Genomic DNA, 16,960 nt, shown 5'->3' with positions numbered 1-16,960 from the left:
TAGTATATCATAACAGCTAATCAAAAAATTGATTTTCGCCCTCTTTTTCTAAGTAGGTTGCTAGAGCGGTATACTCAGGTAAAATTTCCCAATTCTCCATTTTCCAGAGTGCTTGTGCTTCTTTCCGTGCCACTTCTAAAATGTGCGCATCGGTGACTAAATCAGCCGCAGCAAATTCCGGTAAGCCTGATTGACGGAAGCCAAAAACTTCTCCCGGACCGCGGAGCTCCAAGTCTTTTTCACTGACGACAAAACCATTTGTCGTTTCTGTCATGATTTTCATCCGTTCTTTGCCGGTTTCATTTTTGGGATTTGCCACTAGAACACAATACGAAGCTTCTGCCCCACGTCCCACACGACCTCGTAGCTGATGCAATTGTGCCAAACCAAAACGATCCGCATCAATAATTAACATCATGGTAGCATTAGGTACATTGACACCAACTTCAATGACGGTTGTTGAAACCAAAATTTGGCTATCATTCGTTTTAAATGTCTCCATAATGGCATCTTTTTCGCTATTTTTCATCTTGCCATGCAATAAACTCACGGTAAATTTCGGCGCAAAATAAGCTTGTAATTCCTCATAAATGGCTACGGCATTTTGAACATCCAACGTTTCTGATTCTTCGATTAACGGACAAATAACATACATCTGATGGCCCGCATTCAATTCTTGGTACGTCCATTCCAATACTTGTGGCAACTGTGGGGGACGAATCCAACGTGTTTCGACTGGAATACGTCCTGCCGGCATTTCGTCAATGATCGAAACATCCATCTCACCATAGGCGGTAATTGCTAAGGTACGTGGAATTGGTGTAGCTGTCATAAACAACACATCTGGTTGAAACCCTTTTTCACGTAATACGCGTCGTTGATTCACTCCAAAACGATGTTGTTCATCGGTAATCACTAATCCTAAGTTTGCAAAGTCCACGCCTTCTTGAATTAAAGCATGTGTTCCCACGATAATATCAATGTCACCATTCACCAAATCGGCTAAAATTTCACGACGTTCTTTGGTTTTAGTTGAACCTGTTAACAACGCCACGCGCACCTCATCAGGATGAAAGAGTTGGTTTAAACTCTCCATGTGTTGCTGCGCTAGAATTTCTGTCGGCACCATCAGCGCTCCTTGAAAACCTGCTGTGACGGTCGCGTACAAAGCAATGGCTGCTACCACGGTTTTCCCGCTGCCAACGTCTCCTTGCAACAAGCGCTGCATATGTTTCGGGCTACGTAAATCACGACAAATTTCATTGGTTACTCGTTTTTGAGCACCCGTTAACTCAAACGGCAGTCCTTGCGTAAACTCTTTTAATCGGTCAATATCATACAAGACAGCAATGCCATTACTTTCTGCTTTTTCCGCTTTTTTCAAACCTTGAATTTTCATTTGGAATAAGAAAAATTCTTCAAAAACGATCCGACGTTTGGCTTGATGATGATGGTCTGGATTGCGTGGGAAATGCATCGCATACATCGCTTCTTTGCGTGACAATAAGCGATACTTATCAACTAAAGAAATTGGTAAATTCTCTTCAATCTCATCGCCAAATTGTGCAAAAGCTTTCGTAATTAAATCAATCAGCGTCGTCTGGCGTACAGCTTTATTGACATGATAAATAGGGGCAAAATCGCCTTCACTATTACTACCGAGAACTTTCATACCTGTTAAGGTTTTGCGTTTTGCATCCCATTTCCCATAGACAGCAATATCTTCTGATACGACAATTTTATCTTTTAAATAGGGTTGATTAAAAAAAGACACACTAAACACATCGCGGTCTTGCATCATTCGAAATTGGAGGCGTGTTTTTTTGTATCCAAAGCGACTGACCACTGGTGGCGAAACAACAAGTCCTTTTATCGTCACTTTTTCTTGGTCTTGAATTTCTGCGAGTCGTCTTTCTTGGATATCATCATAACGAAAAGGATAGTACGCCATCAAATCGCCGACCGTTTCGATACCCAAATCAGCTAAATCTTTGGCACGTTTTTCTCCTACTCCGGCTAATACACGAACAGATTCTTGCAACATCGTACGTCCTCCTTTCTTCTAAAAAAAGCTTGGTCCAAAGTGAATTGACCAAGCTTTCTTTTCGTTATATTTTGCGCACTCACTAAGTAAATATACGCAAATCGTCTATGTTTTATTCTGCTGAGAATAGGTATGGATACACAGGTTGATCCCCGGTATGAATTTCGATTTCTAAATCGCCATCGATTTCAAGTAACGCTTTTTCCATTTTTTCAGCTTCTTCTTGTGAGCCTTCGTCACCGATGATAATTGTGATAATTTCTGTCTCTTCATTCATCATTTTTTCCAATGTTTCCATTGAAACAGCAAATGAATCGGCTTTTGAAACCACAATTTTACCATCAATCATGCCTAAGAAGTCGCCTTTTTTAATGTCGATACCATCAATAGCAGTATCACGAATTGCATGCGTAATTGAACCACTCACTACGCTCGCTAACATTTCTGTCATCGCTTCTTTATTTTCATCTAATGACGCTTGCTCGTTGAAAGCCAACATCGCTGTCATTCCTTGAGAAATTGTACGAGATGGCACAACGACCACAGGAATGTCCGCCACTTCTGCTGCTTGGTCCGCCGCCATGAAAATATTTTTGTTATTTGGTAAGACAATCACTTGATCAGCATTCACCTCAGCAATTGCTTTTAGAATGTCTTCAGTACTTGGGTTCATTGTTTGTCCCCCGCTGATGACATAAGATGCGCCTAAGCTCGTAAATAGCTCTTGTACACCGCTACCTGCAGCAATCGCAATAATCGCGTATGGCGTACGTGGTTTTGGTGCTTGTGGCGCTTCATTTTCTAAAATAGTTTCGTGTTGTAGACGCATATTGTCCACTTTCACTTTCACTAATGAACCAAATTTTTGGCCATAATTCATTACTTCACCAGGATATTCGGTATGCACATGAACTTTGATGATTTCATCGTCGTTCACAACTAATAAAGAATCGCCTAATTCGTTTAAGTAGTTACGGAATGTTTCATAGTCAAATTCGCTATCCACGGTTGGACCTTCACCAATTTTCACCATGATTTCTGTACAGTAACCAAATGTAATATCTTCAGTCGCTAATTGGCCTTGCACGCTACGGTGATGTTCGGCATTCACCATTTCGTCCATTGCAGCTGGTGTCACAAAATTGTCTTCTACCACATATTCGCCGTTCAAGACACTTAAGAAACCTTCATAGATAAATAGTAGACCTTGTCCACCACTATCGACAACGCCAACTTCTTTTAAAACTGGTAATAAATCAGGTGTTTTGGCTAAAGCACGTTTTGCACCAGTTACCACTGCAGTCATTACTTCCACACAGTCGTCAGTTTCAGCAGCTTTTTTCTCACCAAATTCTGCTGCAACACGCGCAACCGTTAAAATTGTTCCTTCAACAGGTTTCATTACTGCTTTATAGGCAGTTTCGACCCCATGTGTAAATGCTTTTGCCAAATCTTCGGCATTTAATGTATCCACTGTCGGAATTTGTTTGGCAAATCCACGGAATAATTGAGATAATATAACGCCAGAGTTCCCACGCGCGCCCATTAATAATCCTTTTGATAAATGGTTCGCTAATTCTCCAACTTTGTCAGAAGTTGAATCGGCTACAGCTTTTGCTCCACTTGTCATTGACAAGTTCATATTCGTACCAGTATCACCATCGGGAACTGGGAATACATTTAATGAATTGACGAATTCTGCATTTGTTTGTAGACGATTGGCGCCAGCTTGAACCATTTCTTGGAACTGCCCTGCGCTAATATTCGTTACTTTCACTGATAAATCCTCCTTAAGATCAACCGCTGAATACTCAGCTTGTTGTCTGCCTACTAATCAGGCAATACACGTACACCTTGAACAAAGACGTTAACTGAATTTGCTACGACACCTAACATTGTTTCGAGATTGTATTTTACTTTTTCTTGCACATTACGAGATACTTCCGAAATTTTTGTTCCGTAGCTGACGATTGTGTAAACATCGACCGCAATGCCATTTTCTTCTTGACGTACAACAACGCCACGAGCGTAATTTTCTTTACGTAAAATTTCATTGATATTATCTTTGATTTGATTTTTACTTGCCATGCCTACAATTCCGAATACATCCGTTGCAGCACCACCAACAACCGTTGCGATTACTTCATTGGTAATTTCAATTGTTCCAGATGACGTTTTAATTTTTACAGCCATGATAAAGCCTCCTTAACAGACTATTGGTCTATTTTCTTCTACAATATTCTAACATAGCTACCCTACAATTAAAAGAAGAGCGCTGTTAAATGGATATGAACAATACATCCATTAAAAAATAGCTTTATAACCTTGTTTAATTTACAATGTTCTTACAAAAAAGTCAATGAATGAAGGAAAATATACTTGCAAAGAGATGAAATTTGTGATAAATTCATACAGTATGAGCCGATTTTTAGCGCTCCAACATCAAGGCAAAGGAGGAAATAAACAATGGCAAAAGTTTGCTACTTTACTGGTCGTAAAACATCAAGTGGTAATAACCGTTCTCACGCAATGAACGCTTCAAAACGTACTGTTAAACCTAACTTGCAAAAAGTTCGCGTATTAATCGACGGAAAACCTAAAAAAGTTTGGGTTTCAACTCGTGCTTTGAAATCTGGAAAAGTTGAGCGCGTTTAATTAAACACAATTGACCAACCGTTCGACTACGAGCGGTTTTTTTCTATCTTAAAAAGCAAGACCTACAAACGAATAATCGTTTGTAGGTCTTGCTTTTTTATTGTCTTCCTGTACGGTTCGATATGACAAGTGCTTCATAAGATGTTATCATTATAATTAGAAACACAAATAAATACAGGAGGTTATGTTATGGAAGGTTTGCTACTTGCCATCGGATTTTTAGGGATTATCTGCGCCCTACTAACACCATGGACAAAAACAGGAACTCTTGTCACTCTTGTCAGTTTCTACTTTTATTTCGATGTCGTTGGAATCGAAAATTGGGTGCCCTTGCTTCTGTTTACACTAGGATTACTTCTTATCGTATTTGAAATCTTAATTCCTGGTTTTGGCTTTGTCGGCATATTAGGTGCGGCATTAGTCATCGGCGGGTTATATTATACGATTGGTGATATTTTCCAAACCATTCGCGATTTAAGTATGTCCGTTGTCATTTCAACTGCCGTGATTATCTATTTGGTTCGTCGCGGTTATTCATTAGCTGGAATCAACAAATTAGTGTTGAATACTAACTTACAAGCACAAAATGAAGAAAAAGCAGAAGAACATGCCGTCATCTTGCATCCCGGATTGGTCGGTGTGTCAAAAACACCCCTTCGTCCTTCAGGCAAAGCAACATTTGGCGGAGAAGATAGTCCAACGTACGATGTCTTAAGTACAGAAGGGCTAATTTCAATGGATGAACCGATTGTCATCGAAAAAATTCAAGGAACAAAAATTTTAGTTCGTAGTTACAAACAGAAAGGTGATGAATAGTATGTATATTTCAGATACAGGAAGCAGTTATATCGGGTTAGTTATTTTAGCGGTTGTCATTTTATTTGCCCTCGCGCTATTTTTACGCTTTGTCCCCGTAGGATTATGGATTACTGCCTATTTTTCAGGCGTAAAAGTCAGCATCGGTACATTAATTGGGATGCGCTTGCGAAGAGTTAATCCACAAAAAATTATTCAACCATTAATCAAAGCGACAAAAGCTGGTTTAGTGTTATCAACCAATGAATTGGAAGCACACTATTTAGCTGGTGGGAATGTAAACCGCGTAATTGACGCACTAATCGCTTCACAACGCGCCAACATTGATTTGGAATTCGAACAAGCAGCTGCCATCGATTTAGCAGGTCGTGACGTGTTCGAAGCGGTGCAAGTATCGGTTAACCCGAAAGTCATCGAAACACCCAAAATTGCAGCCGTTGCGAAAAACGGAATTGAAATTATCGTAAAAGCCAAAGTAACCGTTCGTGCCAATATTGAACGCTTAGTCGGTGGTGCCGGTGAAGATACAATCATCGCCCGTGTCGGTGAAGGGATTGTTACCACTGTTGGTTCTTCCGCAAAACATTCTGATGTGTTAGAAAACCCAGATTCCATTTCAAAAACAGTCTTGAAAAAAGGATTAGATTCAGGAACTGCCTTTGAAATCCTATCGATTGATATTGCCGATGTTGATGTCGGTCGTAACATTGGGGCTGAATTACAAACAGACCAATCCGAAGCCGATAAAAATATTGCCCAAGCGAAAGCCGAAGAACGCCGCTCAATGGCGGTTGCCCAAGAGCAAGAAATGCGCGCCGAAGTTCAAAAAATGCGTGCTAAAGTGGTGGAAGCCGAAGCCGAAGTTCCCTTGGCAATGGCCGAAGCATTACGTAGCGGTAACTTAGGTGTTATGGATTATTACAAAATGCAAAACATTAATGCCGATACCGAAATGAGAGCAGCAATTTCTGAGCAGGCTGAGCAACCCGACGAAGAAGCGTGATCGCTATGTATAGTATCTTTGCGTTAATCATCCAATTTATTTTTAGTTTTGGACCGTTACTTCTTTTCATTTTATTCGTGTCGTTTGCTAGAAAAGCAAGAAACGACCAGCGAAAAAAACAGCAGCAACAAAGTGGACAAACGATGCGTGCCGGACAGCACACCACAACGAAAACGTCCAACAAAGGCTTCATCCAACAAATGAAAGATGAATTCCAAGCTGCCTATCAAGAAGAACAACAAAAGCAAAAACGCAATCAACAAACGGTTCAAAAACGGCAATTAACGGCAGCCGAAAAAGCCAAACAAGAGCAAACGAAACAGCGATTGCAACAATTACAGCAACAAAAACAACCAGCACAACCGGTACGTGTTCAACCAACGACAGTTAAAACACAACCGAAAGTAAAAACAACACCAGTCAAAACTAAAACAGCGAGCGTTTTACCGAAAAAACAACTGGTAAATGCAATGATTTACAAAGAAATCTTAGATAAACCATTAGCATTACGAGAAAAACATTAAGCAAAGGAATTTTCCTTTGCTTTTTTATCGCCTCCGATTGGAAACCTTTACATTCACAGCATATAATAAAATAAAGCATGCTATTCATTGTAGAGGAGTGAGAAAATGAAAAAAATTATTTGGGGATTCATTATTGTAGCGGTATTGATTTGTGGAGGAATCTTTTTCTATTTGTCGTCCACACCTAAAGAATCCACTGATGTCACACGCTTGCCAAGTGAACAAGCAACAGTTTTTACGTATGAAATCAAGCGCCCGAAAGAGCAAGACATCTATCTGAATAATCGTTCTTTCAGAAGCGCGCACGAAACGCCAAGTTTGAATACAGTCCCTTTTGTTAGTTACACAGAACAAATCTATCATCTGACTTTCACAACAAGTGAAGACCACCCATCTTTAGCGATTCGACTAGTAAAAGCAGACACTGGTGAACCTTACACAGAAACCACGCAAAATATTGAAGACGATCCCTTTAGCTATCTCGCTTTTATTCCCTTTGAAAAAGTCAAACCTGATAATGTTGTGGGTGTCGTTGTCTCGAGTAAAAATCTTGAAACTCTCGAAAAAATGCAAAAAAATCCCGAAAAAGCCAGAAATTATCTCAAAAAATATGATCGTATTTCCCAACAAGTGATTGTCATCAACTAACAAATCCCCATGGAATCCGGTTTCCATAGGGATTTCGTTACAATAAATGTACGTGCTCGTGTTCATCATAATAAAATTCGGACAATGTATCATCTACAAAAACCTGATACATCGCTAAAAAATCTTCAGCTAAAACATAGTTGGTCAAGTCGGCTTTTTCAATCCAAAAAACCGCCCCTTCACGTGATGCTTGTAGGACTCCAGTAGCTTTTGCGCGATAAAAAAATACCACATATCGTTCGTGATGGCGTGTTTGAAATTGCTTCACACCACATAACACTGGATTTGAAATTACTAAGCCGGTTTCTTCTTTGACTTCTCGAATGACCGACGCACAAAAAGATTCGCCTTTTTCGACATGTCCACCCGGAAAAGTCACACCCGGCCAATTTGCTTTTTGACGATCTTGAATCAAAATCTGTCCTTTTTCATTTTCAATCATACACATATTGGTAAATATTGCTTGCTCTGCTCGTGACATGGTCGGCTCCTTTCATTTTTTGTATCATAACATATATTTTTCATAAAAAAATAGCTTTGTTACAGCTATTTTTGTGACTTCTTTTGATTCTATGTTACACTTAAAGCAAAAATTTTATTCCATGTTAGGAGGCAATTTTCTTGGCAACGATCAAAGCGTTTTGTAAACAAAATAAGACCTACATGCTCGCAAGTTTCTTTATTCCCTTGCTGTTAATGGCAATTATCTATTTGACCATTGGCATTTTTCCTGGGAGTAGTCGAAGTGTGTTAGCAAGTGATGCATTTTCGCAATTTTCTAATTTCCACGCGAGTTTTCGAAATGTTTTACTAGGAAAACAAAGTATTTTTTATACGTGGCATGCTTCCTTAGGGTTGAATTATCTTGCATTAATTTCTTATTATGTCGGAGGCTTTTTTACACCGCTCCTGCTCTTTTTTCCGAATCAATGGATGCCCGATGCACTGTATTTTTTGACCTTACTTAAAATTGGTAGTGCTGGCTTAGCCTTCTGGTTTTATGCCAAACACACGTTTAAGTTAAATCAGTGGCATCATGTGACGTTAGCCATTTGTTATGCATTAATGTCTTTTGTCACAGCCCATTCAGAATTAATTATGTGGCTAGACGCATTTGTTTACCTGCCATTAATTATCTGGGGAATCAATCGACTATTAGATGAAGGCAAACCTAAACTCTTATTTGTTAGTTACTTTATGTTGTTTTTCTCTAGTTTTTACATGGGTTTTATGATTGGTATTTTTTCCGTTCTTTATTTTATCGCCCGTCTCCTTAGTCAATGGCACACGTATAAAAAACGGATTATTCCATATGGGATTACCTCACTTTTAGCTGGTGGCGCATCGATGATTATTATCCTACCGGCTGTTTTAGATTTACGAACCAATGGGGAAGAACTAACACAAATCACCACCTTCAAAACTGCCGCAACAAGTTGGTTAGATTTCTTCATTAAAAATATGATTGGCGTCTATGATACCACCAAATATGGTTCCATTCCGTTTATTTTTGTCGGATTACTACCGTTACTGTTTTGTACGCTTTATTTTGTCTCACGTGCTATTCCTTGGAAAAATAAACTGCTTTATCTAGGTATCTTTGCTATTTTAATGGCTAGTTTCTATATTACACCGCTTAATTTATTTTGGCATGGCATGCACGCGCCCAATATGTTTTTATTCCGTTATGCCTATTTACTCTCATTTTTAATTGTGATGCTTGCGGGATATGGTTGGGAACAATTTAAAGAGCAAGACCGCGGCACCATGTTGGGCATTGTCTTAACGTGGATTGTCATGTTTGGATTAGCCTACGGATTTATACCAGAGGGAAGTTATGACTATCTTACGCTGACGTCATTTGTATTAACCATTGTCTTTTTAATTGTGTATAGTTTGGTGATTGCCTTTTATCAAGGTGGTTTCTTTACCAAAAAGCGCTTTGCTTTATTTACATTATTATTTGTTTCATTGGAAATGGCGTTAAATACCAATGGCATGGTTCATGGTATTTTAGATGATTGGAATTATGCTTCTCGTAGTTTATATACCGAACCATTTAAAGATATTAAAACGCTCGTCAACCAAACGAAAAAAGAAAACGATAGCTTTTATCGTTTGGAAAATCTTGATCCAGTTTCTTCAAACGATAGCATTAATTATGGGTACAATGGGATTGGTTTGTTTTCTTCGATTCGCAATCGTCATTCATCCAGTTACTTAAATCAACTTGGTTTCCGTTCACGCGGGACAAATTTAAATATTCGTTACCCGAATAATACGGTGCTAATGGATAGTTTGATGGCTGTCAAATACAATATCGCCAAACAAGATGTCGAAAAATATGGGTTTTCTCAAGTTGGAACAAGTGGTGCCTATCAACTGTACGAAAACCAAAACGCATTACCATTAGCCTTTTTAGCTGACCCGTCAATTAAAGAGATTGAGCAATATGAGAATGATAATTTAGGTAGTCAAACCAACTTGTTAAATGGTTTAGCCCACTTAGATGAACGCTATTTCCATTTCTACCCAATTTCTTTGGTTGGTTCTAAAAATACAAAAATCACTGAACAAGGCAACCATACAAAATTCACCGAAGAAGCTAGTAATGTAGCTAAAGAAGTGACGTGGCAAGTCACAGTTCCTGCGCATTCACAAGCCTATTTAAGCTTGTATCCAACCAATTTTGCACAGCTAGAAAGTTCAACAGCCACCGTGACCGTCAATGGCGAATCACGTAAAACCCAAATTGGGATTAATGGACAATATTATAATTTAGGTTATTATGACGTTCCAACGACAGTGCAATTTACAGCAAGTTTTTATGGAACCAAAGAAGTTTCATTCCAACACCCACAAGTAGTCACCTTAGATACACAAGCGTATCAACGAGCAATTGATACCATTCGTGACCAAAGTGTAGAACTGACCACTGGCAAACGTAGTGCAAAAGGCACGATTACTACTGATACAGAGCAACAGTTGATTACGACTATTCCTTATGACCAAGGATGGCACGCAACATTAGATGGAAAAAAAGTAACAATTGATGCGTTCCAAGATGCATTTGTCAGCTTAAATATTCCTGAAGGAACCCATGAAATTAAATTGACTTACTTACCACCAGGCTTTGTAGCCGGCGCTTTCCTTTTTGTGATTTGTATTGGTTTGTTCGTCGTCTTTAATCGTTATTACACAAAAAAACGAACAGCATAAGATAACGCTGTTCGTTGACTAACTGTTGGCAACTTTGCCAACAGTTTTTTTATTTTATTGGTAGCTTAATGCACGTAATGATTCATCTAACTTTTCGGCAGCGAGACGACCTTCACGAATGCCCCAAATAACTAAACTAGGGCCACGTCTGGCATCACCAGCAACCATGACACGCTCATTATTTGTGGTATAGTCATCGTAAATTTCTTCGACTGCAAAGGCATCAAACAATGCATTTTCTGGTCCTAAAAATCCCATTGCCAATAAGACTAAATCTGCTTTTAACACTTTTTTCGTTCCTTCAATTGGTTGGAAATCCGGCCCCACTTCCACTGTTTCAATGGCGATTAATTGCCCACGTTCGGCACCAATGAAAGCACTTGTCGCTGTAGCATACGTAGTAAGTGGTGCTTTGTATAAAAATGTCGCTTCGGCTTGTCCATACCCTTGACGACTGGTCATCGGATATTCCGGCCAAGGATTCGTCGCTTGTCGTTGCCCCGGTAGTTCAGGCGTAATTTCTAATTGGCGAACAGACGCCGCACCTTGGCGAACAGCCGAACCGATACAGTCATTGCCCGTATCACCTCCGCCAATGACAATCACATGTTTCCCTTCTAGTTTACGACTTGTCGCTTGTTTGCCGTGTTTTAAGACATCTCTGGTAGCTTCTGTTAAATAATCAACCGCAAAACGCACCCCTTCTAATTCACGTCCAGGAATTTTTAAATCACGAGGGACACTTGCCCCGGTTGCAAGCAATACACGGTCATACATTTCTTGCAATTCTTCGGCGGAAATATCTCGTCCAATTTCGGTATTGGCAATAAATTCAATACCTAAATCTGCCATCAAATCAATACGTCGTTGGACAATGTCTTTATCTAATTTCATATTCGGAATACCGTACATCAACAAACCACCAAAACGATCGCTACGTTCATAAACAGTCACCTGATGCCCTAGTTGATTTAAACGCCACGCAGCCGATAAACCTGCTGGCCCACTTCCAACCACTGCAACTTTAAAACCCGTTTTTTCTTCGGTTGGAACACCAGATTCTCTCACCCAATCATTCTCAAATGCGGTATCAATAATAAACCGTTCATTGTCATGAATGGCGACGCCCTCGCCATTTAAGGCTTCAGTACATCCTTTCTCACAAGGTGCCGGACAGACACGTCCGGTCATTTCTGGCAATGGATTCGTCCGTGCTAGCCGTTCAAAAGCGGCTTTATAACGCCCTTGGAATACCAAATCGTTCCACTCTGGAATAAGATTATCGTTGGGACACCCTGAAACTGCTCGTTGGCCCCCATAAAAGGAGCCGGTATGACAAAAAGGAATGCCACAGTTCATACAACGTGCCGCTTGTTCTTGGCGTTCTTCTTCTGGTAAAGGCGTTTGTAATTCATGCCAATCAAGAATACGTTCCTCCACCTCACGATACGGATTTTCTTTTTTGGGATATTTTAAGAAACCAAATGGATCTGCCATTTTTCACTCACTCCTTTCCAACTGGAATCGATAATTGTGTGCCGACAACTGATTCAAATGCTTTTGTTAAGACTTCTTCTTCTGAAAAACCTGCGCGACGCATCTCGTTGGTCGCTTCAACCATACGATGGTATTCGCGTGGATAGACTTTGACAAAATGTCGACTTGTTGCTTCCCAGTCTTGTAAAATTTCGGCGGCTTTCAACGAATCCGTATATTGAAAATGTTGTTCAATTAACGTTCTTAATTGTTGGTCATCGGACGTCTCTCCGACGCGATACAGCTCAACCATTTCCAAATTGCATTTTTCAGCAAATTGATTTTCAGGATCATAGACATACGCAACACCGCCAGACATTCCTGCGCCGAAATTCCGGCCAGTTTTCCCTAAAATAACAACAGTTCCACCCGTCATATACTCACAACCATGATCTCCCACGCCTTCAACGACAACCTTGGCGCCACTATTTCGAACACAGAATCGCTCACCGGCCACTCCTCTAAAATAAGCTTCTCCTCGATTCGCACCAAAACAAGCCACATTCCCTACAATGGTTGAATTTTCCACATCGTAACCCGCATCAGCCGGTGGTACAATAATCAAACGACCGCCACTCAAGCCTTTAGCAACATAATCATTGGCCTCACCAATAAGTTTTAGCTCCATTCCTTGAACTGTAAATGCGCCAAAACTTTGACCAGCAATACCTGTATACGTATAGCGGAGCAAGCCCGGTTCTAGCGTATAATTGCCAAAGCGTTCCGCAAGCCAACCACCCATCCGTGCCCCAACTGTTCGCTGCACATTATTGATTGGCTGGTGTACAATCGTTGGTTGTTCTGCTTCAATCGCGGCTTGCGCATACGTATCCAATTCTTTCCATTGTCGTTTTTCTAAAAATGGATCAATCGTCTTACGAGCAATGCCTAACTCCTGACCAATCATTTTCGAGAAATCTAATGACTTGGCTTTTCCTTTGGCAACAAAACGTGGCACCAAACATTCCGCATGACCAATCATTTCGTCAATTGTTTTAAACCCTAACTCTGCCATTACTTCCCGCAAATCTTCCGCTAGATACATCATCATATTGACAATGTGTTCTGGTTTGCCGGCAAAGAATTTACGCAAAGCAGGATTTTGGGTAGCAATTCCGACCGGACAGGTATTTAAACTACAAACACGCATCATCACACAGCCGATAGCAACCAATGGTAAGGACGCAAAACTATATTCCTCGGCCCCTAATAAGGCAGCTACTGCAATATCACGACCAGTCATTAACTTTCCATCCGTTTCCAATGTCATTCGTTGGCGTAAATTATTCATCAGCAAAGTTTGGTGCGCTTCAGCTAAACCCATTTCCCATGGCAATCCCGCATCGCGGACGGCGGTTCGTGGCGAAGCACCCGTTCCACCATCATATCCGGAAATAACTACGACATCCGCACCGGCTTTAACAACACCTGTAGCAATCGTTCCGACTCCTGTACTAGAAACCAATTTGACATTAATCTTGGCATAAGGGTTCACTGTTTTTAAGTCATAAATTAATTGCGCTAAATCCTCAATCGAATAAATATCATGATGGGGTGGCGGTGAAATTAGCTGCACACCTGGTGTGGAACCCCGAATTTCTGCGACCCACGGAAAAGCTTTATTCGCAGGTAATTGTCCCCCTTCACCAGGTTTTGCGCCTTGCGCCATTTTGATTTGTAATTCTTCCGCACTCATCAAATATTCTGTATTTACCCCAAAACGTCCTGAGGCAACTTGTTTAATTTTACTATTATAATTTTTACCATCAGGTTGCACTTTGAAGCGTTCGCGGTGTTCGCCCCCTTCTCCACAATTTGATTTTGCACCAATACTATTCATCGCTTCAGCAATACATTTATGTGCTTCCTCACTTAAAGAACCATAGGACATCGCTCCAACTTTAAACCGTTTCACAATCGTGGTAGCTGGTTCAACTTCATCTAGTGAAATCGATGGTCTAGCCTTTTTAAACATCCACATCGCACGTAATGTTGTAGGATTTTCTAGTGCTTCATGATCCATTTGTGCGGCATACTTTTTATATAGTTGATAATCATTCGTCCGCACAGCTTTTTGGAAATTATAAATCGTTGTTGGGTTATATAAATGATGTTCCCCATCCGCTTTGTATTGGAAACTACCACCTGATGGCAAATAATCCTGACTTTTTTCACCAAAGGCCGCTTCATAACGTAAACTATATTCTTTTTCAATTTGAGCCAGCGATAAACCACCAATTCGTGAGACCGTTCCGGTAAAATATTTGTCCGTTACGTCTTTAGAAATACCGACTACTTCAAACAATTGGGCACCATGGTAACCAGCTACCGTCGAAATGCCCATCCGTGACATAATTTTAATGATGCCTTTCTCACAGGCTTGACGATACTGCTCCACTTTTTCCTCTAACCCAAAATAGTTGAGCGTTGCATATGCACCATATGGATGAATTCCACTAGCACCGTACCCAATTAACGTCGCATAATGGTGAATCTCACAAACTTCGGCCGTATCTACAACAATTGAGGCTTTGGCGCCTTTGCGCTGTCTTACTAGATAATTATAAAGACCCGACACTGCTAATAGCATAGGAATCGGACGTTTCCCTTTCGTCGCATTTCTATCCGATAAAATCAGAATAGTAGCGCCTTGATCAATCTTTGCTTCGGCTTCTCGAAATAACGTATCTAACGCGTGATACAAGCCATTTTGTTTGGTCTCTGAATATGCATATAAAACTGATTGAGTCGCCGTTTTCTGATGTTTTCGTTTTAATTGTTGAATTTTTAAGAAATCACTGGTCGTTAAAATCGGACTATTAATTTTTAATTTTTGACAATTTTGGGCACTATCTTTTTCAATTTCACCATCGCGTCCTAAAAACAATTCCGTACCAATAACCATCTTTTCACGAATCGCATCAATCGGTGGATTGGTAACTTGCGCAAATTGTTGTTTAAAATACGTGAATAAAGATTGAGGTTGTTCACTCAATACTGCTAAAGGTGAATCAAATCCCATCGAAACAACCGGTTCTTCGCCGTTTTCTGCCATAGGAATAATCAATGTCCGAATCATTTCATCTGTATAACCAAACATTTTCCACAATGTCAGCATATCACCGTCTGTAAATGCAGAATTTGCGGTTACTTCAGATAAGGTTTCTAAAGAAAGCAATTGTTTGTCTAGCCATTTACGGTAAGGGTGCGCATTGGCATAATGCGCTTTAATTTCTTTGTTATGATGAATTTTTCCAGTAGTGGTATCCACTAAAAACATATTCGCTGGCCCCAATACGCCTTTTTCAATGATTGTTGACGCAGGTAAATCCACTACGCCTGATTCTGAAGCGACAACGACTAACCCTTCTTCCGTGATCCAATATCTTGATGGGCGCAACCCATTACGATCTAAAGTCGCACCAACCATCTTACCATCTGTAAAACATAATGCAGCCGGTCCATCCCAAGGTGTCATAAAGCTAGCATTGTATTCATTAAATGCTATTAATTCTTCAGATAAATTTGCCGTTTTCGACCAAGCTTCCGGAACCATCATCATCAAAGAATGGGGAATGTCTCGGCCATTGCGATACAAATATTCTAAACAGTTCTCTAATTTAGCCGAATCAGAGTTTTCTTCATCATACATTTCAATTTGATGACTGTGCATCCAATTTTCTGCTCCACGTAAGGTATTGATTTCACCATTGTGCGCTAAAAAGCGAAAAGGCTGTGCGCGATTCCAACTGGGAAAGGTATTGGTGGAAAAACGAGAATGCGTCAATGCAATACTCGTTTCCATTTCAGGGTCTTGTAAGTCTGTGAAAAATAAGCCGACTTGATACGCGTGTAACATTCCCTTATACACAATCGTTTGACTAGATAAACTACAAATCGATAATTCATCGGCTTGATAGCTTTTTTCGAGGTTTCTTCGCAAATGGTATAGCTGGTCTTCGAACTGTCTACCCGCTTTTACATCGATTGGTTTTTCAATAAATAATTGCACAAAGCTTGGCATCACCTTTTGTGCACCAGGCCCACATTGATAAAAGGCGTACGGCACCTCTCTTTCCCATAACACACGAAATCCAGCGGCTGAAATATCTTTGGTCATTGCTTGTTGTAATACACGTTTTTCTGCTTTATCTTTTGGTAAAAACAACATTGCTACAGCATATTCTGATGCTGGCGGTAAATGAATACCCGCATGCAATGCTTCTTTTCGAAAGAAGCGATCAGGCATCGCCATTAAAATTCCGGCACCATCGCCCGTATCGGCTTCTGCTCCAGTTCCTCCACGATGATTCATACGTTCCAACATCATCAACGCATAATCGATTAATTTTCTTGAAGCTTTTCCATCTCTTTGCGCAATAAAACCCATGCCACAAGCATCTTTTTCAAAACTAGGACTATACATTGTTTGTTTCATTGTTTCGCTTTTCATAAAACCACCTTCTTCTGAATATTCTGAAAAATAACCGCGAAAACTTTTCGGTTTTTAATTAT

12 protein-coding genes are annotated in these 16,960 nt (G+C 40.2%); 6 read left to right on the top strand and 6 right to left on the bottom strand.

Going from position 1 to position 16,960, the window contains the following annotated elements; all coding sequences use genetic code 11:
• Window positions 1-16: 16 nt before the first annotated feature.
• The 3 genes from recG to PYW32_RS01705 all read right to left on the bottom strand — a co-directional run bounded on the left by recG (window position 17) and on the right by PYW32_RS01705 (window position 4,237).
• The gene (gene recG / locus PYW32_RS01715; RefSeq protein ID WP_016176253.1) at window positions 17-2,044 is read right to left on the bottom strand and encodes an ATP-dependent DNA helicase RecG; all 2,028 of its coding nucleotides are present in this window, start codon (window positions 2,042-2,044) and stop codon (window positions 17-19) included.
• Window positions 2,045-2,156: 112 nt separating this feature from the next.
• On the bottom strand, window positions 2,157-3,821 hold the full coding sequence (locus tag PYW32_RS01710) for a DAK2 domain-containing protein (RefSeq protein ID WP_016176254.1): 1,665 nt from the start codon (window positions 3,819-3,821) through the stop codon (window positions 2,157-2,159).
• Between the two features lie 53 nt (window positions 3,822-3,874).
• The gene (locus tag PYW32_RS01705; RefSeq protein WP_016176255.1) at window positions 3,875-4,237 is read right to left on the bottom strand and encodes an Asp23/Gls24 family envelope stress response protein; all 363 of its coding nucleotides are present in this window, start codon (window positions 4,235-4,237) and stop codon (window positions 3,875-3,877) included.
• A gap of 273 nt (window positions 4,238-4,510) precedes the next feature.
• Here PYW32_RS01705 and rpmB point away from each other — a divergent pair, with 273 nt between their 5' ends.
• The 5 genes from rpmB (at window position 4,511) to PYW32_RS01680 (ending at window position 7,690) form a co-directional block, all read left to right on the top strand.
• Window positions 4,511-4,699 carry a 50S ribosomal protein L28 gene (gene rpmB, locus PYW32_RS01700; RefSeq protein ID WP_016176256.1) on the top strand — a complete coding sequence of 63 codons (189 nt, stop codon included), beginning with the start codon at window positions 4,511-4,513 and terminating at the stop codon, window positions 4,697-4,699.
• 189 nt (window positions 4,700-4,888) lie between these two features.
• Entirely contained in the window at window positions 4,889-5,515 is a 627-nt protein-coding gene (locus PYW32_RS01695; protein WP_016176257.1) for an NfeD family protein, read from the top strand.
• A 1-nt stretch (window position 5,516) separates the two neighbouring features.
• Window positions 5,517-6,518, top strand: a complete 1,002-nt coding sequence (gene floA, locus PYW32_RS01690; protein WP_016176258.1) for a flotillin-like protein FloA — start codon at window positions 5,517-5,519, stop codon at window positions 6,516-6,518.
• A 5-nt stretch (window positions 6,519-6,523) separates the two neighbouring features.
• Window positions 6,524-7,042 carry a hypothetical protein gene (locus PYW32_RS01685; RefSeq protein WP_245558500.1) on the top strand — a complete coding sequence of 173 codons (519 nt, stop codon included), beginning with the start codon at window positions 6,524-6,526 and terminating at the stop codon, window positions 7,040-7,042.
• A 105-nt stretch (window positions 7,043-7,147) separates the two neighbouring features.
• Entirely contained in the window at window positions 7,148-7,690 is a 543-nt protein-coding gene (locus PYW32_RS01680; RefSeq protein WP_016176260.1) for a hypothetical protein, read from the top strand.
• 37 nt (window positions 7,691-7,727) lie between these two features.
• Here PYW32_RS01680 and PYW32_RS01675 read toward each other — a convergent pair whose 3' ends face one another.
• Window positions 7,728-8,171 (bottom strand): 8-oxo-dGTP diphosphatase, encoded by a 444-nt coding sequence (locus PYW32_RS01675; protein WP_016176261.1) that lies wholly within the window; start codon window positions 8,169-8,171, stop codon window positions 7,728-7,730.
• A 182-nt stretch (window positions 8,172-8,353) separates the two neighbouring features.
• Between PYW32_RS01675 and PYW32_RS01670 the strand changes: the two genes are divergently transcribed.
• Window positions 8,354-10,909 (top strand): YfhO family protein, encoded by a 2,556-nt coding sequence (locus PYW32_RS01670; protein WP_245558502.1) that lies wholly within the window; start codon window positions 8,354-8,356, stop codon window positions 10,907-10,909.
• 54 nt (window positions 10,910-10,963) lie between these two features.
• On the opposite strand, the gene PYW32_RS01665 is transcribed toward PYW32_RS01670, so the two are convergent.
• Entirely contained in the window at window positions 10,964-12,406 is a 1,443-nt protein-coding gene (locus tag PYW32_RS01665; RefSeq protein ID WP_016176263.1) for a glutamate synthase subunit beta, read from the bottom strand.
• Between the two features lie 7 nt (window positions 12,407-12,413).
• The gene (gltB, locus tag PYW32_RS01660; RefSeq protein ID WP_016176264.1) at window positions 12,414-16,898 is read right to left on the bottom strand and encodes a glutamate synthase large subunit; all 4,485 of its coding nucleotides are present in this window, start codon (window positions 16,896-16,898) and stop codon (window positions 12,414-12,416) included.
• Between the last annotated feature and the right edge of the window lie 62 nt (window positions 16,899-16,960).

The organism is Enterococcus saccharolyticus subsp. saccharolyticus (assembly GCF_029023825.1).
Lineage (GTDB): Bacteria > Bacillota > Bacilli > Lactobacillales > Enterococcaceae > Enterococcus_F > Enterococcus_F saccharolyticus.
Note: the sequence above shows the minus strand (reverse complement) of the source record. Positions and strands in the feature narration are given on the sequence as shown.